We start from the raw sequence: 23,569 nt of genomic DNA, 5'->3' as shown, positions 1-23,569 counted from the left end.
GCGCCGCGTTCTACGGATGCGCATTCAGATGTAGGTAGAGGCCAATCCACCATCGACCGGCAGGTTGACGCCGTTGATCCAGCGCGACTCGTCGGCACACAGGAAAGCGATCACCGCCGCCACCTCATCGGCGTAAGCAGGACGTTTCATGCGATGGGCATCGGCCTGGGTCCGGGCCTCGCCGAGCATGCTCACGAAGTCGTCGAGGATGGGCGTGAACACCGGGCCTGGTGCAACGCTGTTCATGCGCACCGAATGCTCGAGAAACCAGGGTTGTGCCTGCAGATAGGTCCAGACGATCAAGGCTTCCTTGAAGTACTGGTAGCAGGTCTGGTCCGGCACCCGGTGGTCGGCCAGCCAGGCTTGCGCGGCGGTAAAATCTTCGATGCGCGCCAGCGCCTTGTGCTGTTCCAGGCGTAACGGCCATTCGGCGCCGAGGATCGAGGCGATATTGACGATGCTGCCGCCAGCGTTGATGCGCGGCAGCAGCGCACGGCTCAAGTGGCGCAACCCAAGGTAGTTGACCCGCGCCAGCAGTTGCGGGTTGGCAGTGCCCGGCACCCCGGCGATGTTGCACAGGCTGTCGAGCCGTGCGGGCAGCTGCGGCAGCAGCCGTTCGATGTTTTCGGCGCTACTCAAATCGCCTTGCACAAAACCGTCCAGAGTCATGTGCGGCGCCTTGAGGTCGACGCCAATCACCTGGGCGCCATGAGTGCGCAGCAGGCTTGCCGTGGCAGCACCAATGCCTGACGAGACACCGGTGACCAGCACAATCTTGTTGTCGAGTTTCATGTTGAGTCCTCTTATTATTTTTGTGTACTCGCAGGGCCCTCAGCTCATCGGGCCCTGTAAACCTGCCGGTCAGAAGGGGTAGACCGGCGCCTGGTCCTTGACCGTCACCCACTGCCATTGCGTGTATTCGTCCCAGTCCGCCGGGCCGCCGACGCTGCCGCCATTGCCCGAGGCGCCGCGTCCGCCGAACGGGTTGACGCACTCATCGGCGACGGTCTGGTCATTGATGTGCAACATGCCGCACTGCAACCGCTCACCGATGGCCATGGCCCGGCCCACCGACGGCGAAATGATCGCCGCCGCCAAACCGTACTCGGTGCGGTTGGCCAACTCGACAGCTTCATCATCGGTGGCGAAACTGACCACCGTTGCCACGGGCCCGAAGACCTCCTCATCGAAGGCCCGCATGCCCGGCTTCACGCCGCTGAGCACGGTGGCCTGGTAGAACAGCCGATCGTGCTCGCCGCCAGCCTCCAGCCGGGCGCCGGCGCGCACGGAGTCGCTGACGATATCGTGCACCCGTTTCAACTGCCGCTGATTGATCAGCGGCCCCAACGCGGCTTCGCCCTGGGCGGCGTTGCCGACGGTCAAGGCCCGGGCCTTTTCCACCAGTTTGCGGGTCAGTTCTTCGGCGATGGATTCATGGGCGAGGATCAACCCGGTGGCCATGCAGATCTGCCCTTGATGCAGCCAGGCGCCCCAGGCCGCGTTGCGGGCGGCGAGGTCGAGATCGGCGTCTTCCAGAATGATCAGCGGGTTCTTGCCACCCAACTCCAGCGCGACCTTCTTCAGGTTGCGCCCGGCCACTTCAGCGACCTTGCGACCGGCGCCGGTGGAACCGGTAAAGGCGATCATGCGCACGTTAGGGTCGCGGCACAGCGCCTCACCGGCATCCGCCGCGCCGGGCAACACTTGCAACAAGCCCTTGGGCAGCCCTGCCACCTCGAACAACCGGGCGATGAGGAAACCGCCGCTCACCGGGGTCTGCGGATCCGGCTTGAGCACCACCGCATTGCCCGCCGCCAGGGCTGGCGCGACGGAGCGCATGGACAACACCAGGGGAAAGTTGAAGGGCGAAATCACCCCGACCACGCCATGGGGCTGGCGCCGCGCGTAGGACAGGCGCCCCGCCTCGCTGGGCAGGACCACCCCATGGGCCTGGGACAGCAGGCCGGCGGCCTGATGCAACAGCACGATGGCTTCGCGCACTTCGTGTTGGCCCTTGAACAGCGCGGCGCCGGTCTCCCGGGCCACGTACAGCGCCAGTTCTTCGAAGGACTGCTCAGCCACGTCGGCGGCCTTGCGGAAGATCGCCGCGCGTTGCCGCGGGCCCAGCGCCGCCCATGCCGGCTGCGCCAGGGCTGCGTCACGACTGGCCTTGGCGATGTCGGCGCTGTCGGCCGTGGCAGAGCGCATCAGCCGCTCACCAGTGGCCGGTTCAATGATCCATTGCAGCAGACCCGACGCAGGCACCCAGTCACCGTTGAAGACACATTCCGACTCGATCACCTGGGACAACAGGTGGCTTTTGGATGCAGACATTTAACACTCCCGGCTCTTTGTTGTTGTCATCGTTTGCCGCACCTGGAAGGTATCGACGCAAACGCCGTGCAAGTGCTTGAGCAAGCGCTGTGCCGGTTTTGCCCGTAGACCTTGATAAACCTGACGCAGGGCTCTGGATCAACGCTCTGCATCGAGTGCAGGACTGATGACGCAACCGCCGACGTGGCCGTTGGCCAGCTGCCGCTTGTTCATTTGATAAAGTTATGCTTAATAACTATCTCGTCAGATGATCATTTCGATCACCCGCCATCAGGGGCATAACAATGAATAATCCCCACTGCCAGTTGCCGGATCACCGGATCGCCACCGAGCACTTCCGTCCACGGGGTGACAGCAACGAGCTGACCGACAGCAGTTCGCCTACAACGGCAGAACTCACCGCGTGCCTGTTTTTCTCCCCCGACGACGGCCGTATCTGGCTCAACGACCAGCGCATGTTGCTGCTGCACAGTTCATCCTTCGGTGCGTTGCGCCGGGAAATCATCGAACGTCAGGGGCTGGAGCAGGCCCGTGGCATGCTCACCCGCACCGGCTATTCCTCCGGCGCCCGGGACGCCCGGCTGATTCGCGAGCGCTGGCCCCACGCCGATGCCGCGGCGGTGTTTCGCGCCGGCACGCATCTGCACACCCTTGAAGGCATGACCAAGGTCGAGCCGCTGCATTTCAAGTTCGATGCCGATTCGGGGTTCTATGAAGGGGAATTTCTCTGGCACCACTCCTGTGAGGCCGACGAGCATGTCGCCGCCTATGGCACCGGGCAGGATCCGGTGTGCTGGACCGAATTGGGCTATGCCATCGGTTTCGTCAGTGGGCTGTTCGGGCAACTGGTGATCTTCCGCGAAGTGGAATGCCGAGGCATGGGGCACGAACGCTGCCGAGTCGTCGGCAAGACCGCCGAGCAATGGGGTGATGTCGAGCAGGACCTCAATTACCTCAACGCCTCACCGCCAGCGGTCGTCGCGCGCACCGACAGCCAGTCCGACAGCGTTGCCGGAACCGCCCCGCTGCCGGACAGCGAACAGCCGCTGATCGGTGCCAGCGCCGCCTTCAACGCCGCGACCCAGGCCTTGCAACGGGTGGCCTTGACCCCCGCCACCGTGCTGGTCAGCGGCGAATCCGGCGTCGGCAAGGAGATGTTCGCCCGCCAGCTGCACCAGCTGAGTCGCCGACGCGATGGTCCGTTCATCGCCCTCAACTGCGCGGCCATCCCCGACAACCTGATCGAGGCCGAACTGTTTGGCGTCGAACGCGGTGCCTATACCGGGGCCACCCATTCACGCCCCGGTCGTTTCGAGCGAGCCCATGGCGGCACGTTGTTCCTGGATGAGATCACCTGCCTGAGCCTGGCCGGGCAAAGCAAGTTGCTGCGCGCCTTGCAGGAACGGGAAATCGAACGGGTCGGTGGTGGTCACGGCATCAAGGTCGATGTGCGGGTCGTGGCGGCTACCAACATCGACCTGCGCAAGGCCGTGGCCGACGGCGCATTCCGTGAAGACCTGTTCTACCGACTCAACGTCTACCCCATCGCCCTGCCGCCCTTGCGCGAACGTCGCGATGACATCCCGCTGCTGATCAATGCCTTCCTCAAGCGCTTTTGCCAGGAATACGGCCGCACCCCGATGGGCCTGACCATGCGCGCCTTGAAGGTGCTACTGCGCTATGACTTTCCGGGCAACGTGCGGGAATTGCAGAACCTCATCGAGCGCGGCCTGATCGCCAGCGAAGAAGGCCAGGCGATTGACCTGGTCCACCTGTTTCGCAATGAACAACTGCCGGTGGATGCGTATTCCGTGGACCTGCACGGCGGTCTCTCACCGATGGGCCTGGCCGCCAACGACGCCGCGGAAAAACCGGCGCTGCTGCAGTCCCTCAGCCAACTGGACTCGGACTTCTCCATTGACGGCCTGGAGTCACGACTGATCAACGAAGCCCTGCAACTGAGCAGCGGCAACCTGGCAGCAGCCGCACGCTCGTTGGGACTGAGCCGGGCACAGTTCGCCTATCGGTTGAAAAAGCATCAGCGGGGCGTCCCGGACTAACCCCCGAACCTGGGGTCACCACAAATCCCCTATGGGAGCGAAGTGAGTGCAACTCAATCCGTCGTGCTCGCCGCCAGCACGGCAAGCGTTCGGCGCTTGGGGTTCCAGATGCTCAGGCACCAGACGCCCCACCACTCCAGGCCATCGTCGAAATAATCGCTCCAGGGGGCTAGTGCCGGATCGTACTCGTCGCTGGCCGTCCAGTTGAGGTTGAAGTTGTCGACCCAGCTCAACACCACCCCATCAGTACCGTCCTCGAGCCCAAGCAGGTCGAGCCATTCCCTGAACAGCGCTTGCGGGGTGTCGTCGCTGAAACGGGTGCCATAGGGCGGGTCGCAGAAGGCCGCGTACAAGGCATAAGTGTGCTGATCATCTTTGTCGATCCGCATGAGTCGAGCCCGTTCGTCCCGGTTCAGCGGCTTGGCGACGGCCTTGCTCAAATCCCAATCCATGGTGGGGGGCGCGGCCTCGGTATAGCGAGGGTCCAGAGTCAGTTGGCGATGACGCTCCAGCCATTGAGCCTTGAGATGCTGGAACAACAGGTCCACAGCCTGGCGATGAAGCACCTCATCGGCGGTATCACTCGCCTCGGGCACAAGCACCAGGAAATCGAAGGCGCAACCGGCCTTTTCCATCCTCTGGCGCAGGGATGCGCTGGCTTGCTGTTCCACGATGCGCAACATGACCGTCTCCATCAAGCGGGGGGAAAAGCGCCCCGCCGGTACTCGCTGGGGGTCTGGTTCATCTCTATCCGAAAATGCCGGTTGAAGTTGGACAAGTTGTTGTAGCCCACTTCAAAGCAGATATCGGTCACGGGCATTTCACTCTGCAACAGCAAGCGACAGGCACGCTGGACCCGCAGCTTGCGCATCAGGTCGATGAAGCCGTGCCCGGTGATGCGCTTGAAGAACCTCGAGAAACCCGGCTCGCTCATGTCCAATTGACGAGCGATCACCGACAGACGCAGGTCGCCGGTGAGTTCGGCTTGCAGGTACTCGAAGGCTTTATGGATGCGCTCGGAGCTGCGCGCATCGAGGGTCGGCGCGTAGCAAGGGCTAGCCAGGCTCAAGGCTTCGTCGCCAGGGGCTTGGTTGAGGGTGTGCAGCAGTTCCAGGAACAGCGCCAACCGCGCCAGTCCCTGGGCCGGGCCGATGGCTTCCAGCAGCTGCGCGGCCTGCCGCGCGGTGTTGCCGCCGAAGGCCAGGCCGCGGCGGGCGCGTTCGAACAGGCCCTGCAGATCGCCCAGTTCGGGCAGGGTTCGGCGCAAGGTCAGCAGCGTGGCACCATCGAATTGCAAGACCACGTCGCGCCCGGGCAGGTACTCGCCCGGTGCCAGGTCGCCCATCCAGTCGTGGGGCAAGTCCGGACCAATCATCGCTACATGGCCAGGGCCGAACGGGCCGATGTAATCGCCCGCCAGCAGTTTGCCGCTGCCCTGGCGGATCAGGTGGATTTCAAATTCAGGGTGATGGTTCCAGCGCGCCATCGGGTACGGGTAATCATGCTCGTACCAGCGAAAACTGTGTTCGGGCTCAGGCAGGATGACTTCCAGTTCGGCTGGTCGCTGCTCGAACAGGGGCGTTCGGTGATCAGGCATGTCGCGCCTCTTTTATCGTTATAGCGGGCACCTTACGCCGAGCGCGCAGCGGTTCGCCAGCCTCGGCCTGACCGGCCACTGATACTTTTTTAACACCCGCCTGCCGCACTCAAGGGCGTTAAAAAAGTATCAGCGCACGATCCTCCCTGCGTTTGTCGGCCTCCACGGGCGCTGCTGTAATCGGCTTGCCATTGGCGACGAACCGCTCAGCCCGACGCCACGGCCCCCACAACAATAATAATTCTGCGCCCAGGCGCAGCTCTGGAGAAGCTCATGAAAACAGTGCCCAAGGCGCTTGTCATGTTTGCGGGATTGTCGTTTGCCCTGGCCGGACAGGCCGCCGAGACCCTCACCATCGCTACGGTGAACAACGCCGACATGATCCGCATGCAAAAACTCTCGAAAACCTTCGAGAGCGAGCACCCGGACATCACGTTGAACTGGGTGGTACTCGAAGAAAATGTCCTGCGCCAGCGCCTGACCACCGACATCGCGACCCAGGGCGGGCAGTTCGACGTGCTGACCATCGGCACCTACGAAACCCCACTGTGGGGGGCCAAGCACTGGCTCGAGCCGATGACCAACCTGCCTGCCGAGTATGACCTGGAGGACATTTTCCCTGCCGTTCGCCAAGGCCTCTCGGTCAATGACACGCTCTACGCCCTGCCCTTTTACGGCGAAAGCACCGTCACCTATTACCGCACGGACCTGTTCAAACAGGCCGGCCTGAGCATGCCCGAGCAACCGACCTGGAGCCAGCTCGGTGAATTCGCTGCCAAGTTGCACCAACCTGACCAGGGCCAGTACGGCCTGTGCCTGCGGGGCAAGGCCGGTTGGGGCGAGAACATGGCGCTGCTCAGCACCCTGGCCAACACCTTCGGCGCCCGTTGGTTCGACGAACAATGGAAACCGCAGTTCGACAGCCCGCAATGGAAGGCCGCCGCGCAGTTCTACGTCGATACGCTGAAAAAATACGGCCCGCCGGGCCTGACCAGCAACGGGTTCAACGAAACCCTGGCGCTGTTCAACAGCGGCAAATGTGCGATCTGGGTCGATGCCAGCGTCGCCGGCTCCTTCATCACCGACACCAGCCAAAGCAAGGTCGCTGACCGTGTGGGTTTCGCTGCCGCCCCCATCGAAGTGACCCATAAAGGTGCTTCCTGGCTGTATGCCTGGTCACTGGCGATTCCCACCAGCTCCCGGCACAAGGACGCCGCCAAGGCGTTCGTGGCCTGGGCCACGTCCAAGGACTACATCCAGTTGGTCGCCCAGCAGGACGGCATCAGTAATGTCCCGCCGGGCACGCGCATGTCCACCTACAGCGACGCCTACCTGAACGCCGCACCGTTCGCCCGGATCACCTTGAAAATGATGCAGAACGCCGACCCGGCCCATCCCACCGCCGAATCGGTGCCGTACGTGGGCATCCAGTACGTGACGATTCCAGAGTTCCAGGCCATCGGCACTTCCGTCGGCAAGCTGTTTACCGCCGCCCTCACCGGGCAGATCACGGTGGAGCAGGCACTGGCCTCGGCGCAATCGAGTACCGAGCGGGAGATGAAGCGGGCCGGATATCCAAAGCAATAACGATTGGTACCCGCCCCGTGGCTAGAAAGTTCGCCCTCTGTGGGAGCAAAGCTTGCTCGCGATACAGGCACCTCGATTTCTGAGAGACCGCATTTGCTTCATCGCGGGCAAGCCTTGCTCCCACAGGATTTTTTCGTACTTCGAAAAGGACAACCCCATGAAACGACTGGAAGGAAAAAGTGCCCTGGTGACCGGTGCCGCCCGGGGTATCGGCAGGACGTTCGCCCAGGCCTATATCAACGAGGGCGCCACCGTGGCGATCGCCGATATCGACCTGGAGCGGGCCCAGGCCACCGCCGCCGAACTGGGCGACAGCGCCTACGCGGTCAAAATGGACGTGACGGACCAGGCTTCGATCGACCAGGCCATCGAGGCCGTGGTGGCCCGGGTGGGCAAGCTGGACATCCTGATCAACAACGCCGCGCTGTTCGACCTGGCGCCCATCGTGGAAATCACCCGCCAGAGCTACGAGCGGCTGTTTTCCATCAACGTCGCCGGCACGCTGTTCACCCTGCAAGCGGCGGCGCGGCAGATGATCCGCCAGGGCCATGGCGGCCGGATCATCAACATGGCCAGCCAGGCCGGTCGGCGTGGCGAAGCGCTGGTCGGTGTCTATTGCGCCACCAAGGCAGCGGTGATCAGCCTGACCCAGTCCGCCGGGCTGGATCTGATCAAGCATCGGATCAACGTCAACGCCATCGCCCCCGGCGTGGTGGATGGCGAGCATTGGGATGGCGTGGATGCGCTGTTCGCCCGCCACGAAAACCTGCCGTTGGGAGAAAAGAAGCGCCAGGTCGGGCAACAGGTGCCCTATGGCCGGATGGGCACCGCGGAGGACCTCACCGGGATGGCGATTTTCCTCGCCTCGGCGGAGAGCGAGTACGTGGTGGCGCAGACCTATAACGTCGATGGAGGGAACTGGATGAGCTGATAATCTGCGATTTTATGGCCTTGAAACGACGGAAATGGACTTATTCGCCTGAAAGTTGATCCCACTATTTGAGGATTATCCCGAACGCTACCCAACGGTGCGGTTCCAAGGGATTTCAAGAGAGCGTGAATACCGTTGCCCCAGCGGGGCAAAAATTGCGCATCATAGGCGCCGTCCGCTCAAGGGAGATTTACATGCGTGCCATTTCATCCGTCGTGGGTCTTGTCGTGCTGTCGCTGGGCCTGGTGTTCGCCACCAGTGCCGCGGCCACCGAAGAGACGCAACTGGTCGAGTCCATCAACCTTTACCGCAGCCAGTCCCAAAGCTGTGCCGGCCAGGCCTCGCTGGAGTTGCCACCGCTGGCGATGGATTCCCGGCTGATCCTGTCGGCTAACGGCATCGGTGACCTGCAGCAGGCGCTGGCGCGGGCGGCCTATCCAATGGTCAACGTGCAGGCCATCAGCCTGTCCGGGCCGCGCGATGCGCAATCGGCCATGAAAGCCGTCCAGGAAAGCTTCTGCCAGGTAGTACTCGACCCGCAGTTCGTCGACATCGGCGTCAGCCGCCTGGACCGCGAATGGCGCATCGTGCTGGCGCGCCCACTGTTGTCGGCACGCCTGGGTGATTGGCAAGCCGAGGGCCAGAAGCTGCTGAAGCTGATCAACAGTGCCCGCACCCAGCCACGTCGCTGCGGCACCGAAACCTTCGCCGCCACCACGCCGCTGGCCTGGAACGCCACCTTGGCCCTGGCCGCTGTGACCCACACCCGGGCCATGGCCAACAACAATTTCTTCGACCACAAGGACCGCGACAACCGCATGCCGGGCGACCGCGCCGAATTGGCCGGCTATCTGGGCCAGTTGATCGGCGAGAACATCGCCGCCGGACAGGACACCGCGCTCAAGGTGGTGGACGGCTGGCTGGCCAGCCCGGGGCACTGCGCCAACCTGATGAACCCGCAGTTCCGCGAATTGGGCGCCGGGTATGCGACCGATCCGAAAAGCGATGCTGGGATCTATTGGACGGCGATGTTTGGCACTCAATAGCGCGGTGGCCGGGCCAGCGCTATCGCGAGCAAGCTCGCTCCCACAGGGGCTTCTTTGGCCGCGAAATCAGCGTCAGGCACGAACCTCCTGTGGGAGCGAGCCTGCTCGCGATAGCCATTGCTCGATCAACCTCAGTGTCCGTGGCTGAGCAGCACCTGTCGTAAATGCTGCATGAACTGGCTCAACGAAGGTGATTGGGCCAGCGGCTTGCGTTGCAACAGGCCGATCGAGCGCCTCGCCGGCTGGTCGATGGCGGTGACAGCACACTGCTCACCGATGTTGAACACCGCCGTGCAACTGGCCGGCAACAGAGAAAAGCCCAATCCTTCGCGCACCAGGGCCGTGGCCGTGCTCATGTGCGCCACTTCCCAGGCCGGCACAGGATCGACGTTCAAATAGCGCAACGCAGCGTCTGCCAGGGGCCGGATGCTGGTGTCAGGCGTGAGGGCAATATAGGGTTGCCGCTTCCAGTCGTCCTGGTCGTCACGCTGCGGGTCTTTATGGCTCAACAACACCAGATTGTCATCCAACAGGCGCACAAAGCTCAGTCCGGACAGATCGTCCGGCAACGAACTGATGCCGGCGTCCACCTCTCCCCGCTGCACCCAGCCCATGATTTCCCCGGCGCGACCGTCCAACAAACTCACCATCACGCCGGGGTTTTCATGCTGGAAAGCAGCAATGGCAATCGGCAGGAATGACGCCGCAGCGGTGGGCAAGGCTGCCAGCCGGAGCGTGCCACGGCTCAGGCTCAGGGTGTCACGAGCGTCGCGCACGGCGTCGTTCATGTCCCGGAGCATACGCCGGGCCTGGGGCAGAAAATGCTCACCGGCCGGGGTCAGCTCGACGCTGCGGGTATTACGCGCGAGCAACTGCAGCCCCATGCTCTCTTCCAGTTTGCGGATGCTATAGCTCAGCGCCGGCTGGGACAGGTGCAACTGTTCGGCCGTGCGGGTAAAGCTCGAAGTCTCGGCAATAAGGATGAAGGCACGAAGCTGACGAAAAGAAACGTTCATGACCCACTCATAAAATTAATGAATCAATTGATTCTATCTTTAAAATTCACAGAATAATCCAGTCTCTCCACTATGGGGTCACCCCTCAGTGGAAAACGACATGACAAAAACAATTCTCGTCGGCTGCGGCGCAGGTTTCGCCAATGATCGACCCGACGCCGCCCTGCGCCTGGCCCAAGACCTGGCACAACGCAGCGGCCAGCGCTACATCATGCTGGAACTGTTGGCTGAACGGACCCTGGCCGAGGCGCAGCTACGCAAGCGCCTGGACCCGCAGGCGGGATACTCCGCCCGCCTGTTCGATTTCCTCGAGCCCATGCTGGACGTGTGCATCGAGGCCGGCATCCCGATCATCACCAACGGCGGCGCCGCCAACCCCAGGGCGGCCGCGCAACGGTTGCGCCAGACGCTGGCGGGCCGCTTCCCCGCGCTGAAAATCGCCTGCGTGCTGGGTGATGACCTGTTGGAAGAAACACCGCCCCGTTACGAACTATGGCTGTCCTCGGAGCCCTTGGAGCACCCCGTATCGGTGAACGTCTATACCGGAGCCGACGGTATCGCCCAGGCGTTGGCCGAGGGCGCTGGCATCGTGCTGTGTGGCCGGGTCGCGGATCCGTCGCTGGCCGTGGGGGCGATCCGCCATGGGTTGGGTTGGTCGGCCGACGATTGGCAGAAAATGGCCATCGCCACCACCGCAGGCCATCTGCTGGAGTGCTGCACCCAGGTCACCGGCGGATATTTTGCTCATCCTGGGATGAAAGACGTTCCGGACCCGGCCAATCTCGGCTGCCCCATTGCTGAGATCCATCAGGATGGCCGCCTGATCATCGGCAAAACCCGCAACTGCGGCGGACGGGTCAGCGAACAGACCGTCAAGGAACAACTCCTTTACGAAGTACACGACCCTCGACGCTATCTGACGCCGGACGTGGTGCTGGACCTGGGCCAGGCCCGTGTACAGGACTTGGACGATGACCGTGTTGAAATCAGTGGCCTGCTGGGTCACCCGCGTCCCGACACGCTCAAGGGCCTGGCGGGTGTGCGCGGCCTATGGTTCGGCGAGGCGGAGATATCCTACGCAGGCCCCGGTGCCGTGGCGCGTGCCGCGCTGGCGCGGGAAATCCTGCTACAGCGCTTCGACCAGTTGGCACCCGGGGTCCAGCCCTGGATCGACCTGTCCGGGATCGCCAGCCTTTTCAACGATCAGGGCGGCCGCTATCTGCAACAGCAACTGGCCCAGGCGCCCGCCCTGGAGGATGTGCGCGTGCGGATCGGCCTGACTCACACCGACCGACGGCTGGTGGAGGCCCTGCTGGCAGAGGTCGAGTCGCTCTACACCAACGGACCGGCGGGGGGCGGTGGCGTCCGGCGACACCTCGCCGAGACCGTTACCACCCGCAGCTTCCTGCTGCCGCGAGATGAAATCCATACAACCCTGGAGTGGTACTGATGAACCTGGTCACCCTCGCCGACTATGCCCATGCCCGTGCTGGCGACAAGGGCAACATTCTCAGCATCGCCCTGTTTCCCCACGATCCGGCCCACTATCCGTGGCTGCTACGGGAATTGACCTGCGCCCGAGTGGCCGAGCAATTCGCGACGCGACAACCCTCCAAGGTGCATCGCTATGAACTGCCGAACCTCAATGCGCTGAATTTCGTGCTCGAGGACGCCCTGGAGGGCGGTGTCAACCGCAGTTGCGGTCTTGATCGCCACGGCAAGAGCCTGAGTTACCTGCTTCTGGCCTTGCGCCTGCCCGGACCGCAAGGCTGATCGACTGACCGCCCGCGAACCTTCGACAACAATAAAAAAGAGAGGCTGCAACATGATTACAACCCTGGGTTTCCTGATGATGCTCGCCATCATCGGCTTGATATTGCTGCGCAGGATCAGCCCGGTGGTGGCGTTCACTACCCTTCCCGTGATCGTTTGCCTGCTGGCCGGCTTCAATCTCGGGCAGATCGGCGAATTCATCAAGGCCGGCCTGATCACGGTGGCCCCGACCGCAGCACTGTTTCTGTTTGCCATCCTGTTTTTCGGCATCATGCGTGACCGGGGCTTGTTCGACCCCTTGGTCAACCTGCTGATCCGCAGCACGGGCGGCAAGCCGCTGGCCGTGGCACTGGTGACGGTATTGGTGACGTCAGTGGTCCATCTCGACGGCGTCGGTGCCGCCACGTTCTTGCTGACCATCCCGGCCCTGCTGCCCTTGTATAAGCGCTTGAACATGAGCCCGGCGATGCTGTTGTGCCTGGTTGGCACCACGGCCGGCGTGATCAATATGGTCCCTTGGGGCGGAACGACCGCCCGCGCCGCCGCAGTGTCGGGGCTGGATGCCACCCAACTGTGGCTAGGCTTGCTGCCGGTGCAGATGGTGGGCCTGGCGTGCATGCTCGTTGTCGCGACAGTGTTGGGCTTGCGCGCCCAGCGTCGCCGACCGATGTCGCTGGGCGCGGCTGCAACCTGTGACATGGACAGCCTGCAACCCCAAGACCGTGAATTCGCCCTCTCCCCCCGGGAGCTGCGTTACTGGCTGAACGTGGCGCTGACCGGTGGGATCCTGGCGTGCCTGTTCACCGGCATTTTTCCCTTGTATGCCTGTTTCATGGTGGGACTGGGCATCGCCCTGCCCTTGAACTTCCCGTCCCTGGACGCCCAGGCCGAACGCCTCAAGGCCCATGCGGCCGATGCGCTGCAAATGGTCCTGGTGATGATGGCCGCCGCCGTCCTGCTGGGCGTGCTCTCCGGCGCGAAGATGTCCGACGGCATGGCATTGGCACTGATCGATATCATGCCTGCCGGTTCTGCCCAATACCTGCATGTGATCGTCGGCTTCTTCGGCGTCCCCCTGGGGATGATCTTCTCACCGGACGCCTACTACTTCGCCCTGCTGCCGGTGATCAGGGACGTGGCCGCTGCCGCGGGTGTGCCCCTCGAGGCCGTGGCCCGGGCCATGCTGATCGGTGAGAACACCGGCTTCTCCATCAGCCCGGTGGTGCCCAGCGTGTACCTGGCGCTGGCGTTGTCCGGCGTAGAGCTGCGCAAGCACATCGCCTATACGTTCTTCTGGGCCTGGGGCGTCAGCCTGGTGATGCTCGCCTTTGCCGTGATGACTGGAGCGGTACAGGTGTGACGGATGCGTTTGATGAGGCCCAGGCACTGCTGCTCAAGCGTTTGGGGGCGATTGTCCTTTGGGATCGGTGTGTATATCCGTTGTTGCGGTCACGGCCACTTAGGGTTCCGCCCTGACGGCGGGTCACTTTCGAAAAGCGCGAAAGTAACCAAAGCGCTTTTGCCCCACCACTTGGTGCCTCGCTTAGGCTCGGCATGCCCTCACTCCGGCATTGCTCCGTGGGCCCGCCGCGAAGGGCCATCCATGGCCCAGCGCGGCTAACCCGGCATCCATGCCGGGTTGCCCACTGCGCAATGCCTGCGTTCGGCCAGCGTGGTTAACGGGGCGCCGAGATCAACGTCCACCGCGAGGCGGCCTAACAGCCGACCTGGCTCTTGGTGAGACCGCGTTTCTCCTGTGGGAACTTCTCCTGTGGGAGCGAGCTTGCTCGCGATTGCAATTCATCATTCAATTCAAATATTGACTGACACACCGCTATCGCGAGCAAGCTCGCTCCCACAATAAGATCGGGTACGGCCGGAGAGATAGGCCGGCTGTTAGGCCGCCTCGCGAGCAAGCTTTGCTCCCACAGATCTGACGGGTGTACGACCGGGAGAACCAGGCCGGCTGTCAGGCCGCCTCGCTTTTGATCTTGATCTTGATCTTGATCTTGATCTGGGGCGCCCCGTCAACCATGTGTCCGGTCCGTACACGCTCTTCAAAAGTGACCCGCCGGGCGGAACCCTAAGCAGCCGTTACCGCAGCAAAGGATATGTACCCAATCCAACCCAACACCAACACCAAAGAAAACGGCGCCTTCCCCTCCCTCGGAAAAAGCGCCGTATCCTCAAGTGAACAGCATTACGCTCAATGCGCAGCGTTCTTGTACCTCACCAGACAACGTCCGGCTTACAGCGCTATGTCAGCTGCTGGGTTGGCTTCACGTGGAGCCGCCGGCTTGGCCGGTGCCGCGGTGGTGCCTGGCTTGCCGATTGCCGGTGGCGGGTCCAGTTGCAGAACCTCGCTGGTATACGCCCATTCCTGGGCTACACGCTCAGGGCTTTCGTTGAGCTTGGTGCCGTAGCTCGGCACGATCTGGCGCAGTTTTTCCTGCCAGGCCGGGCTGGCGACCTTGTCCTTGAAGACTTTCTCAAGCACGTTCAGCATGATCGGTGCGGCAGTCGAGGCGCCTGGCGAGGCACCCAGCAGGCCGGCGATGCTGCCGTCCTGGGACGCGACCACTTCGGTGCCGAGTTTCAGCACGCCGCCCTTCTCCTCGTCACGCTTGATGATCTGCACGCGCTGGCCAGCCTGCCACAGGCGCCAGTCTTCCTGCTTGGCCTCCGGGAAGTACTCTTTCAGGGCGTTGAAGCGATCTTCATCCGACAGCATCAGTTGACCGGCCAGGTACTCGACCAGTGGGTACTGTTCGATACCAACCTTGGTCATCGGCCACACGTTGTGAGTGGTGGTGCTGGTCAGCAGGTCGAAGTACGAACCGTTCTTCAGGAACTTGGTGGAGAAGGTTGCGAATGGGCCAAACAGGATCACGCGCTTGCCATCGAGCACGCGGGTGTCCAGGTGCGGAACCGACATCGGCGGTGCGCCCACCGAAGCCTTGCCGTAGGCCTTGGCCAGGTGCAACTGGGCGACGGTCGGGTTTTCGGTGACCAGGAACGAACCACCCACCGGGAAACCTGCGTATTCACGCGCTTCCGGGATGTCGGACTTCTGCAGCAGGTGCAAGGCACCACCGCCGGCGCCGATGAACACGAACTTGGCGTCGGTCTCGGTTTCGGTACCGTCTTTGAGGTTCTTGTACGAAACGCGCCAGGTGCCGTCTTCGTTGCGGGTGATCTCTTCCACTTCGCTGGACAGCTTGAGGGAGAAGTTCGGTTTGGTTTGCAGATAAGTGGCGAACTGACGGGTGATTTCGCCGAAGTTCACGTCGGTACCCAGCGGACTCCAGGTGGCCGCGACTTTCTGGCTCGGGTCACGCCCTTGCATCATCAGCGGTACCCACTTGCTGATCTGCTCGCGATCTTCGGAATACTGCATGCCGGCGAACAACGGGCTGGCCTGGAGGGCTTCGTAGCGCTTCTTCAGGAACGCGATGTTGTCATCACCCCATACGAAGCTCATGTGCGGCGTGGAGTTAATGAACGAACGCGGGTTCTTCAGCACACCGTTCTTGACCTGCCAGGACCAGAACTGACGGGAGATCTGGAAAGCTTCGTTGATTTCGACGGCCTTGACGATCTCGACCTTGCCGTTCTTGTCTTCCGGCGTGTAGTTCAGCTCGGCCAGCGCAGAGTGACCGGTACCGGCGTTGTTCCAGCCGTTGGAGCTCTCTTCGGCAACACCGTCCAGGCGCTCGACCATTTCCATGGTCCAGCCCGGCTCCAGCTCATTGAGCCAGACGCCGAGTGTCGAGCTCATGATGCCCCCACCAATGAGCAAGACGTCCACTTTTTTTGGCTCGGCGGCGTGCGTGGTCGCAAGACCCATCGCCATCGCCAGGCCCAGTAGCGCCGTTTGTGTTTTCTTCAACATGTGTGTATCCCTAGGATGAACGCCATTCCGTCCACCTGTCCTGATCAAGGATAGACCACGACCATGGCCGGCAACGCCAGCAGGGCGGCTATCGAGAAGGACCGGAGGATGGACCTACAGGGCCGAGCAATACGTCGGCCTCTCGTTTATGTCTCTCCGGCGCTGACTTCTTGTAGGTCTTGGCTTCAGCTGGGGTGAGGGACGCTGCAAACGGTGTTCATCGGGCCTGGCGTGGCCGTGCCCGATTGTCGCAGCGGGGGGAGTTTACATAAGGAAATAAACAGATCGAAGCGTCTTTTTACATTCCGGGCAAAAACGCCGACCAAATGACGGCATTTTAATGGCCATGGTAACCGATTCGCGTAGGAACTGTGCCGGCCCCGTGTAGGAGCTGACGAGTGAAACGAGGCTGCGATCTTGCCCTGGCCGCTTGAGTCTTAAGCGAATGAATTAAAAGATCGCAGCCTCGTTTCACTCGTCAGCTCCTACACAGCTCCTACAGGGTATCTACAGCGCCGATCTACCCGAGCATCTGACTCAACACCGCCCGCAACTTGCCAGGCTTGACCGGCTTGTTGAGCAGCGGTGCATCCAGCTTGCGCAAGGCGCGGCGGCACTGGTCGCTGCGGTCGGCGGTGATGATCACCGCCGGGATCGCCTGCTGGAAATGCTCGCGCAGATGCCTGACCACTTCACACCCCACGACCCCGTGATCCAGGTGGAAATCCGCCAGGATCAGCTCCGGCGCACGCCCTTGCAGCGCGTCAAGGGCGCCCGCTTCGTCGGTGGCGGTCAAGACTTCGCAGCCCCACTGCCCCAACAACGCCGCCATGCTCTGCAAGATGCTCAATTCATTGTCGATCACCAACAAACGTCGCCCCGGCAGCGGGTTGCCGGCGACCGCCTGTACGGGCATCTGAGCAATGGGCAGCGGTTTTTCGGCTGACAGTGGCACCTCGATGCTGAACACCGAGCCACGCCCCGGACGGGAACGCACCTGGACCCGGTAGCCAAGGATACGGGCGATACGTTCGACAATCGCCAGCCCCAGGCCCACGCCTTTGCGGTCCGCCGCCCGACCGACGTCCAGTTGATTGAACTCCAGGAATATCGACTCCAAGCAGTCGGCGGCAATGCCGCGACCGGTGTCCCAGACTTCCAGGCTCAACCGCTCGCCCCGACGCCGGGCAGCCAAGAGAACACCGCCCCTGGTGGTGTAGCGACAGGCGTTGCTGAGCAGGTTGCGCAGGATGCGGGTCATCAATCGCAGGTCAGTCAGCACGGCTTCATCGCCAAAACGCACCCGCAGCTCCAACCCGACGGCGCCTGCCACCGATTGGAATTCCGACACCAGCGGCGCCAGCAACTCATCCAGTCGATACGGAGCCAGGTCGGGCCTGACCTCCGCCTGGTCCAAACGGGAAATGTCCAGCAGGTCTGTGAGCAGATCTTCCGCGCCTTCCAGGGCCTGGTGGGTACGCTCAACCAGCACATGTTCGGCGGTGGGCAGTTGGCGTTCGCGCAACGTGGAAATCAACAGGCGGGCGGCGTTGAGCGGTTGCAACAGGTCGTGACTGGCCGCTGCCAGGTATTTGTCTTTGCTGCGGTTGGCAGCCTGTGCGGCGTCGCGCGCGTCGCGCAACTGCTGCTCAATCAGCTCGCGCTGAGCAATCTGTTGCTGCAGGTTGTGGTTGGCCTCCAGCAACGCGTCGGTGCGCTCGGCCACGCGCTGCTCCAATTGATCATTGAGCTGTTGCAGGTGTTGCCGGGCCTGCTCCAGCTCATCGAGGCGCGCCGCCAGTTCCGGGTAGTGACTCTTGCGCGTTGAGTGATTGCCCAGCCCCAGCAGCCCGGCCAGGGCTTTTTGCTGCTCGTCAGAGGGCTTCGCCATAGACGACCTCGACATCCCGCTGGCTCGACTCCCGAGGGTTGGTGAGGATGCACGGGTCGTGCATCGCATGCTGCGACAGGAACGGAATGTCCGAAGTGCTCACACCATGCAGGCCCAGGGTCTCGTGGAAACCGATGGTGCGCTTGAGGGCAATCAGGTGTTCCACCAGCCGAGTGCGGATCTGCCGGTGGTTGAGCCCCCGGCAGTCGATACCCAGCGTCTCGGCAATCACCTTGAAACGGTCCGGTGCCGAGTTGTAGTTGAACGCCACCACATGCTCCACCAGTACCGCATTGCACAAGCCATGGGGCAAGTCGAGGAAACCGCCCAGGCTGTGGGACATCGCGTGCACGGCGCCGAGGATTGCGTTGGAGAACGCCAGCCCGGCCTGCATGCTGCCCAGCATGATTTTTTCCCGCAGGGCGATGTCCGCCGGGTTGGCGATCATTTGCACCAGGTTGCCGTTGATCAGGCGCATCGCTTCCAGCGCATGGGGATCGGTCAGCGGGCCGTGACCGGTGGACACGAACGCCTCGATGGCATGCACCAGGGCGTCGATGCCGGTACAGGCGGACAGGAACGGGTCCATGCTCAGGGTGGTTTCCGGGTCGATCAACGATACGTCCGGCACCGCCGCCTTGCTGACAATGGAGAATTTCATCCGCTCTTGCTGGTTGGAAATGATCACGAATTGCGATACGTCAGCCGACGTCCCCGCCGTGGTGGGAATCAGGATCAGCGGCGGGCTGGGTACGTGCAGGGTGTCGACGCCTTCGAACTCGAGGATGTTGCGACCGTGGGCAACGACAATGCCGATGCCTTTGCCGCAATCCATGGGGCTGCCACCGCCCACCGCGACGATGACATCGCAATGGTTTTCCCGGTAAAGGTCGGCGCCGAGCATCACTTCCTCGACCCGCGGATTGGGCGAGACCGCGCTGTAGACACAGTAATCGATGCCTTGGGCCTGGAGACTGGCTTCGACGTCAGCCACCCAACCGGCGGCGATGACCCCGGGATCGGTGACGATCAGCACCTTGCGTGCACCGAAAGTCTTGGCGTAATTGCCGACATTGTGCCGACAACCGGCACCGAACATGATTTCAGGTGAAACGAACTTGCGCAGCGGGCTGAGACTCATCTTTTCAGGTACGTGGCTCATCGGTAAGCCTGTTGTTATTGTCTTGGGATACCTTGAGCCTAAAGCATCCCACCGCGATTGCAATCAGACCAATAGGTAGCCCGGCCTGAACGCATCAGGCCGGGCCGGCACTTATCGGTTGGCGAAGTACATCGTCACTTCAAAGCCAATACGCAGGTCGGTGTACGCGGGTTTAGTCCACATGGGTCTTTCCTCTTCTTGTACCGGGCGATTCCGGCAAGGTCATTAATGCACGCCACGCCTGGGGGTCGAATGCTACTTTCGAAGCGGTGGGTGGGGTGCGTTGGTAGCAATTCAGGAGAGCTACAAAACCCATTGTGAGAGCAAGGCTTACTGTGGGAGCAAAGCTTGCTCGCGATGAGTCGCCTCGGCCTGACGGGAGACCGAGTCGCCTGTATCGCGGGCAAGCCTTGCTCCCACAGCAAGCTCGCTCCCACAGGGTGTCGTATTGTGTTATCGGGTTAGAAGAACCCCAACGGATTGATGTCGTAGCTCACCAGCAGGTTCTTGGTCTGCTGGTAATGATCGAGCATCATTTTGTGGGTTTCACGCCCCACGCCGGACTTCTTGTAGCCACCGAACGCGGCGTGCGCCGGGTACAGGTGGTAGCAGTTGGTCCACACGCGGCCGGCCTTGATCGCCCGGCCCATGCGGTAGGCGCGGTTGATGTCGCGGGTCCAGAGGCCGGCGCCGAGGCCGAACTCGGTGTCGTTGGCGATCGCCAGGGCTTCGGCTTCGTCCTTGAAGGTGGTGATGCTCACCACTGGGCCGAAGATTTCTTCCTGGAACACGCGCATTTTGTTGTGGCCCTTGAGCAGGGTCGGCTGGATGTAATAACCGCTCGACAAATCCCCCTCGAGTCGCTCGGCAGCACCGCCAGTGAGCAGTTCGGCGCCCTCTTGCTGGGCGATTTCAAGGTACGAGAGGATCTTGTCGAATTGCTGCTCGGACGCCTGGGCGCCGACCATGGTCTCGGTGTCCAGCGGGTCGCCACGCTTGATCTTGGCGATCTTCTTCATGACCACGGCCATGAACGATTCGTAGATCGACTCCTGCACCAGCGCCCGGGACGGGCAGGTGCAGACTTCGCCCTGGTTGAAGAACGCCAGCACCAGGCCTTCGGCAGCTTTTTCGATGAAGGCCGGCTCAGCCTGCATGATGTCTTCGAAGAAGATGTTCGGCGACTTGCCGCCCAATTCCACGGTGGACGGGATGATGTTCTCGGCGGCGCATTTCATGATGTGCGAGCCGACCGGGGTGGAACCGGTGAAGGCGATCTTGGCGATGCGCTTGCTGGTGGCCAGGGCTTCACCGGCTTCGCGACCGAAACCATGGACGATGTTCAACACCCCTGGCGGCAGCAGGTCAGCGACCAGCTCGATGAAGACCATGATCGACAGCGGCGTCTGTTCAGCCGGCTTGAGCACGATGCAGTTACCCGTGGCCAGGGCTGGGGCGAGTTTCCAGGCGGCCATCAGCAGCGGGAAGTTCCACGGGATGATCTGCCCGACCACGCCCAGCGGCTCGTGGAAATGATAGGCCGTGGTCAGTTCATTGATCTCGGCCGCCCCACCCTCTTGGGCGCGGATGCAGCCGGCGTAATAACGGAAATGGTCGGCCGCCAGCGGCACGTCGGCATTGAGGGTTTCGCGCACGGCCTTGCCGTTGTCCCAGGTTTCGCTGACCGCGAGGATTTCCAGGTTCTGCTCGATGCGGTCGGCGATTTTCAACAGCACCAGGGAACGGTCCTGCACCGAGGTCTTGCCCCAGGCATCGGCTGCGGCGTGGGCGGCATCCAGTGCCTTGTCGATGTCGGCGGCGCTGGAGCGCGGGAATTCGGCAATGACTTCGCCATTGACCGGTGAGGTGTTCGTGAAGTATTCGCCGTTGACCGGCGCGACGAATTCGCCGCCGATGAAGTTGCCATAGCGCGGCTTGAAGGAAACGACGGCGCCTGGGGTTCCGGGTTGTGCGTAGATCATGATGGGGCCTCTGCCTGGTCGATGCCTGTCACGGGACAGGCGATAGGCCGATGGTAGAGAGCCCCGGCTGCCGGACGAATGCGTCGTTGGCAGGGGGGACTCTCGTTATTTGGTCGTAGATTTCAAGCATTGGGACGAGGCTATTTGGCGAAACGTCTGTGGGAGCAAGGCTTGCCCGCGATGAAGGCGATGCGGTCTCCCAGGAAACCGAGGCGACTGCATCGCGAGCAAGCTTTGCTCCCACAGAGCAGTCGCCACAAGGGCAACGCTCGGCTCATTATTTACTAGCGCTTGACCACCAAGTCCTTCGGCAACTTGAAGGTCCAGAGCATGCCGCCCTGGTTGAAGTCCTTCACGCGCTTGGCCACCTCGCCGCCCCACAGCGGCACCGCGCCGCCCCAGCCGGAAACCACGGAGACGTATTGCTCGCCGTCCATTTCCCAGGTGATGGGTGAACCGAGCACACCGGAGCCGGTCTGGAATTCCCAGACCTTTTCCCCGGTCTTGGCGTTGAACGCCTGCAGGAACCCTTCAGGCGTGCCGGTGAACACCAGGTTGCCCTTGGTGGTCAGGACCCCGCCCCACAGTGGCGCGTAGTTCTTGTGGCGCCAGACTTCCTTGCCAGTCTTGGGGTCGATGGCCCGCAGCACGCCGATGTACTCCTCGTTCAGCGGCTTGATGGTGAAACCTGCCCCGAGGAACGCCGCGCCTTTCTTGTAGGCGATGCCTTCGTTCCAGATGTCCATGCCCCATTCGTTGGACGGCACGTAGAACAACCCGGTGTCTTGGTTATACGCCATCGGCATCCAGTTTTTCGCGCCGAGGAAGGCCGGTGCGACGAACACCGAACTGCCCTTGGCTTCGCTGCCCGGCGCTCCCGGGCGGCTGGCCTCGTTGTAGATCGGCCGCCCATCCTTGTCCAGGCCAGTGGCCCAGGTGATCTTGTCGACAAACGGGAAGCCACGGATGAACTTACCGTTGGTGCGGTCGAGCACGTAGAAGAAGCCGTTACGGTCCGCGGTCGCCGCGGCCTTGATGTCCTTGCCGCCTTCCTTGTAGTTGAACGAGATCAGTTCATTGACGCCGTCATAGTCCCAGCCGTCGTGTGGCGTGCTCTGGAAGTGCCACTTGATGGTCCCGTCGTCGGGATTCAAGGCCAGGCGCGACGACGAATAGAGGTTGTCGCCAGGACGCAGGTGGGAGTTCCACGGGGCCGGGTTGCCGGTGCCGAACAGCAGCAGGTTGGTTTCCGGGTCGTAGTAGCCGCCCAGCCAAGGCGCGGCACCGCCGGTTTTCCAGAGATCGCCCGGCCAGGTCTTGCCGGCCTCGCCGCCGGAGATGCCGTTCTCGACCGCCTTGCCGTCCTTGTAGACGTAGCCCATGTGGCCTTCCACCGTCGGGCGGGTCCACAGCAGTTCGCCATTTTTCGGGTCGTAGGCGCTGATCTGGCCCACCACGCCGAACTCGCCCCCGGCCACGCCGGTGATCAGCTTGCCGTTCACCACCATGGGCGCGGCGCTGATGGAATAACCTTCCTTGTGGTCGGCCACCTTCTTGCTCCACACCACCTTGCCGGTGTCCTTGTTCAAGGCCACCAGCTTGGCGTCGAGGGTGCCGAAGAACACCAGGTCGCCATACAACGCCACGCCACGGTTGATCACGTCGCAGCAAGGACGGATATCATCGGGCAGGCGCGCATCGTATTGCCACAGCTTCTTGCCGGTGCGTGCATCCACTGCGAATACCCGCGAATAGGAACCGGTGAGGTACATCACCCCGTCCTTGATCATCGGCTGGGCCTGCTGGCCGCGCTGCTTTTCGCCACCGAAGGAGAACGCCCAGACCGGGCGCAGGTCCTTGACGTTATTGACATTGAGGGTATCGAGCGGGCTGTAGCGCTGGCCCTGGACACCCAGGCCGTTGGTCACGACCTGTTGCGGGTTTTTCGGGTCCTGGAGAATTTCCTGATCGGTCACGGCTGCAAGGGCCGAACCGGACAGCAGCATGGCACTGAGCAGCAGGCTCACGGCGAAGGGTTGGCGACGTGCGGGATGACTCATGACGGCTACCTCTGCGGTTATTGTTATACCCGGGAATTTTTCCCGGTCTGCCACAGATTCTTGGGCTCGGAGCCGTTGCCAACAATTGCCCGCTGTGTTGAGTTTTCTAGTTCCTTGGTACATACGAGAGACAAGATGGGCCCATTGTGGCGAGGATATCTATCCCCGCTGGAATGCAGGAGCTGTAGAAGCTGACGAGCGCAGCGAGGCTGCGATCTTTCCCCAAACACTTGAATCT

General features: G+C 62.3%; 18 protein-coding genes. 7 read left to right on the top strand and 11 right to left on the bottom strand.

Going from position 1 to position 23,569, the window contains the following annotated elements; all coding sequences use genetic code 11:
• Positions 1 to 24: 24 nt before the first annotated feature.
• Together ASC85_RS15725 and ASC85_RS15720 are read right to left on the bottom strand one after the other, a co-directional pair.
• Positions 25 to 792, bottom strand: coding sequence for a coniferyl-alcohol dehydrogenase (locus ASC85_RS15725; RefSeq protein WP_013693262.1), 768 nt, complete (start codon positions 790 to 792; stop codon positions 25 to 27).
• Between the two features lie 69 nt (positions 793 to 861).
• Positions 862 to 2,334, bottom strand: coding sequence for a benzaldehyde dehydrogenase (locus tag ASC85_RS15720; RefSeq protein ID WP_057450299.1), 1,473 nt, complete (start codon positions 2,332 to 2,334; stop codon positions 862 to 864).
• 284 nt (positions 2,335 to 2,618) lie between these two features.
• On the opposite strand from ASC85_RS15720, the gene ASC85_RS15715 reads away from it, so the two are divergent.
• Positions 2,619 to 4,394 (top strand): sigma-54-dependent Fis family transcriptional regulator, encoded by a 1,776-nt coding sequence (locus ASC85_RS15715; protein WP_024618520.1) that lies wholly within the window; start codon positions 2,619 to 2,621, stop codon positions 4,392 to 4,394.
• Between the two features lie 53 nt (positions 4,395 to 4,447).
• Here the strand turns inward: ASC85_RS15715 and ASC85_RS15710 are convergent, their stop codons facing one another.
• Positions 4,448 to 5,077, bottom strand: coding sequence for a hypothetical protein (locus ASC85_RS15710; protein ID WP_057450298.1), 630 nt, complete (start codon positions 5,075 to 5,077; stop codon positions 4,448 to 4,450).
• Positions 5,078 to 5,088: 11 nt separating this feature from the next.
• Positions 5,089 to 5,991 (bottom strand): helix-turn-helix domain-containing protein, encoded by a 903-nt coding sequence (locus ASC85_RS15705; protein WP_057450295.1) that lies wholly within the window; start codon positions 5,989 to 5,991, stop codon positions 5,089 to 5,091.
• Positions 5,992 to 6,264: 273 nt separating this feature from the next.
• Here ASC85_RS15705 and ASC85_RS15700 point away from each other — a divergent pair, with 273 nt between their 5' ends.
• The 3 genes from ASC85_RS15700 to ASC85_RS15690 all read left to right on the top strand — a co-directional run bounded on the left by ASC85_RS15700 (position 6,265) and on the right by ASC85_RS15690 (position 9,555).
• Positions 6,265 to 7,578, top strand: coding sequence for an ABC transporter substrate-binding protein (locus ASC85_RS15700; protein WP_057450294.1), 1,314 nt, complete (start codon positions 6,265 to 6,267; stop codon positions 7,576 to 7,578).
• Positions 7,579 to 7,735: 157 nt separating this feature from the next.
• Complete coding sequence (locus tag ASC85_RS15695) at positions 7,736 to 8,509, top strand: L-iditol 2-dehydrogenase (RefSeq protein WP_057450291.1); 774 nt, start codon at positions 7,736 to 7,738, stop codon at positions 8,507 to 8,509.
• Positions 8,510 to 8,703: 194 nt separating this feature from the next.
• Positions 8,704 to 9,555: a CAP domain-containing protein gene (locus ASC85_RS15690; RefSeq protein ID WP_003201475.1), complete on the top strand. Its 852-nt coding sequence runs from the start codon at positions 8,704 to 8,706 to the stop codon at positions 9,553 to 9,555.
• 131 nt (positions 9,556 to 9,686) lie between these two features.
• Here the strand turns inward: ASC85_RS15690 and ASC85_RS15685 are convergent, their stop codons facing one another.
• The gene (locus ASC85_RS15685) at positions 9,687 to 10,571 is read right to left on the bottom strand and encodes a LysR family transcriptional regulator (protein ID WP_057450290.1); all 885 of its coding nucleotides are present in this window, start codon (positions 10,569 to 10,571) and stop codon (positions 9,687 to 9,689) included.
• A 100-nt stretch (positions 10,572 to 10,671) separates the two neighbouring features.
• Between ASC85_RS15685 and ASC85_RS15680 the strand changes: the two genes are divergently transcribed.
• From ASC85_RS15680 to ASC85_RS15670, 3 genes are read left to right on the top strand one after another with little or no spacing between them, the layout of a single operon-like run.
• Positions 10,672 to 12,021: an acyclic terpene utilization AtuA family protein gene (locus ASC85_RS15680; protein WP_057450289.1), complete on the top strand. Its 1,350-nt coding sequence runs from the start codon at positions 10,672 to 10,674 to the stop codon at positions 12,019 to 12,021.
• Complete coding sequence (locus ASC85_RS15675; RefSeq protein ID WP_003201468.1) at positions 12,021 to 12,344, top strand: AtuA-related protein; 324 nt, start codon at positions 12,021 to 12,023, stop codon at positions 12,342 to 12,344. The genes ASC85_RS15680 and ASC85_RS15675 overlap by 1 nt, the downstream gene beginning before the upstream one ends.
• A 52-nt stretch (positions 12,345 to 12,396) precedes the next feature.
• Positions 12,397 to 13,704, top strand: a complete 1,308-nt coding sequence (locus ASC85_RS15670) for a CitMHS family transporter (protein WP_057450288.1) — start codon at positions 12,397 to 12,399, stop codon at positions 13,702 to 13,704.
• An 888-nt stretch (positions 13,705 to 14,592) separates the two neighbouring features.
• On the opposite strand, the gene mqo is transcribed toward ASC85_RS15670, so the two are convergent.
• From mqo to ASC85_RS15645, 6 genes are all read right to left on the bottom strand, one after another.
• Positions 14,593 to 16,236, bottom strand: coding sequence for a malate dehydrogenase (quinone) (mqo, locus tag ASC85_RS15665; RefSeq protein WP_057450287.1), 1,644 nt, complete (start codon positions 16,234 to 16,236; stop codon positions 14,593 to 14,595).
• Between the two features lie 520 nt (positions 16,237 to 16,756).
• On the bottom strand, positions 16,757 to 18,127 hold the full coding sequence (locus ASC85_RS15660; protein ID WP_057450286.1) for a hybrid sensor histidine kinase/response regulator: 1,371 nt from the start codon (positions 18,125 to 18,127) through the stop codon (positions 16,757 to 16,759).
• Positions 18,111 to 19,268, bottom strand: a complete 1,158-nt coding sequence (ercA, locus tag ASC85_RS15655) for an alcohol dehydrogenase-like regulatory protein ErcA (protein ID WP_085982611.1) — start codon at positions 19,266 to 19,268, stop codon at positions 18,111 to 18,113. Before ercA ends, ASC85_RS15660 begins: the two co-directional genes overlap by 17 nt.
• Positions 19,269 to 19,400: 132 nt before the next feature.
• The gene (pqqA, locus tag ASC85_RS31280; RefSeq protein ID WP_003243383.1) at positions 19,401 to 19,472 is read right to left on the bottom strand and encodes a pyrroloquinoline quinone precursor peptide PqqA; all 72 of its coding nucleotides are present in this window, start codon (positions 19,470 to 19,472) and stop codon (positions 19,401 to 19,403) included.
• Between the two features lie 278 nt (positions 19,473 to 19,750).
• Entirely contained in the window at positions 19,751 to 21,271 is a 1,521-nt protein-coding gene (gene exaC / locus ASC85_RS15650) for an acetaldehyde dehydrogenase ExaC (protein WP_057450285.1), read from the bottom strand.
• Positions 21,272 to 21,555: 284 nt separating this feature from the next.
• Complete coding sequence (locus ASC85_RS15645) at positions 21,556 to 23,331, bottom strand: PQQ-dependent methanol/ethanol family dehydrogenase (RefSeq protein WP_057450283.1); 1,776 nt, start codon at positions 23,329 to 23,331, stop codon at positions 21,556 to 21,558.
• Between the last annotated feature and the right edge of the window lie 238 nt (positions 23,332 to 23,569).

The sequence above is a fragment of the Pseudomonas sp. Root401 genome, assembly GCF_001425105.1.
GTDB classification, from domain to species: domain Bacteria; phylum Pseudomonadota; class Gammaproteobacteria; order Pseudomonadales; family Pseudomonadaceae; genus Aquipseudomonas; species Aquipseudomonas brassicacearum.
The sequence above is the reverse complement of the archived record's forward strand: the minus strand, read 5'-3'. Positions and strand labels throughout refer to the sequence as shown.

Bases quoted from the DNA above. Each gene is read 5' to 3' on its own strand.
- ASC85_RS15725 (WP_013693262.1), bottom strand. From the start codon at position 792: ATGAAACTCGACAACAAGATTGTGCTGGTCACCGGTGTCTCGTCAGGC.
- ASC85_RS15720 (WP_057450299.1), bottom strand. From the start codon at position 2,334: ATGTCTGCATCCAAAAGCCACCTGTTGTCCCAGGTGATCGAGTCGGAA.
- ASC85_RS15715 (WP_024618520.1), top strand. From the start codon at position 2,619: ATGAATAATCCCCACTGCCAGTTGCCGGATCACCGGATCGCCACCGAG.
- ASC85_RS15710 (WP_057450298.1), bottom strand. From the start codon at position 5,077: ATGTTGCGCATCGTGGAACAGCAAGCCAGCGCATCCCTGCGCCAGAGG.
- ASC85_RS15705 (WP_057450295.1), bottom strand. From the start codon at position 5,991: ATGCCTGATCACCGAACGCCCCTGTTCGAGCAGCGACCAGCCGAACTG.
- ASC85_RS15700 (WP_057450294.1), top strand. From the start codon at position 6,265: ATGAAAACAGTGCCCAAGGCGCTTGTCATGTTTGCGGGATTGTCGTTT.
- ASC85_RS15695 (WP_057450291.1), top strand. From the start codon at position 7,736: ATGAAACGACTGGAAGGAAAAAGTGCCCTGGTGACCGGTGCCGCCCGG.
- ASC85_RS15690 (WP_003201475.1), top strand. From the start codon at position 8,704: ATGCGTGCCATTTCATCCGTCGTGGGTCTTGTCGTGCTGTCGCTGGGC.
- ASC85_RS15685 (WP_057450290.1), bottom strand. From the start codon at position 10,571: ATGAACGTTTCTTTTCGTCAGCTTCGTGCCTTCATCCTTATTGCCGAG.
- ASC85_RS15680 (WP_057450289.1), top strand. From the start codon at position 10,672: ATGACAAAAACAATTCTCGTCGGCTGCGGCGCAGGTTTCGCCAATGAT.
- ASC85_RS15675 (WP_003201468.1), top strand. From the start codon at position 12,021: ATGAACCTGGTCACCCTCGCCGACTATGCCCATGCCCGTGCTGGCGAC.
- ASC85_RS15670 (WP_057450288.1), top strand. From the start codon at position 12,397: ATGATTACAACCCTGGGTTTCCTGATGATGCTCGCCATCATCGGCTTG.
- mqo (WP_057450287.1), bottom strand. From the start codon at position 16,236: ATGTTGAAGAAAACACAAACGGCGCTACTGGGCCTGGCGATGGCGATG.
- ASC85_RS15660 (WP_057450286.1), bottom strand. From the start codon at position 18,127: ATGGCGAAGCCCTCTGACGAGCAGCAAAAAGCCCTGGCCGGGCTGCTG.
- ercA (WP_085982611.1), bottom strand. From the start codon at position 19,268: ATGAGTCTCAGCCCGCTGCGCAAGTTCGTTTCACCTGAAATCATGTTC.
- exaC (WP_057450285.1), bottom strand. From the start codon at position 21,271: ATGATCTACGCACAACCCGGAACCCCAGGCGCCGTCGTTTCCTTCAAG.
- ASC85_RS15645 (WP_057450283.1), bottom strand. From the start codon at position 23,331: ATGAGTCATCCCGCACGTCGCCAACCCTTCGCCGTGAGCCTGCTGCTC.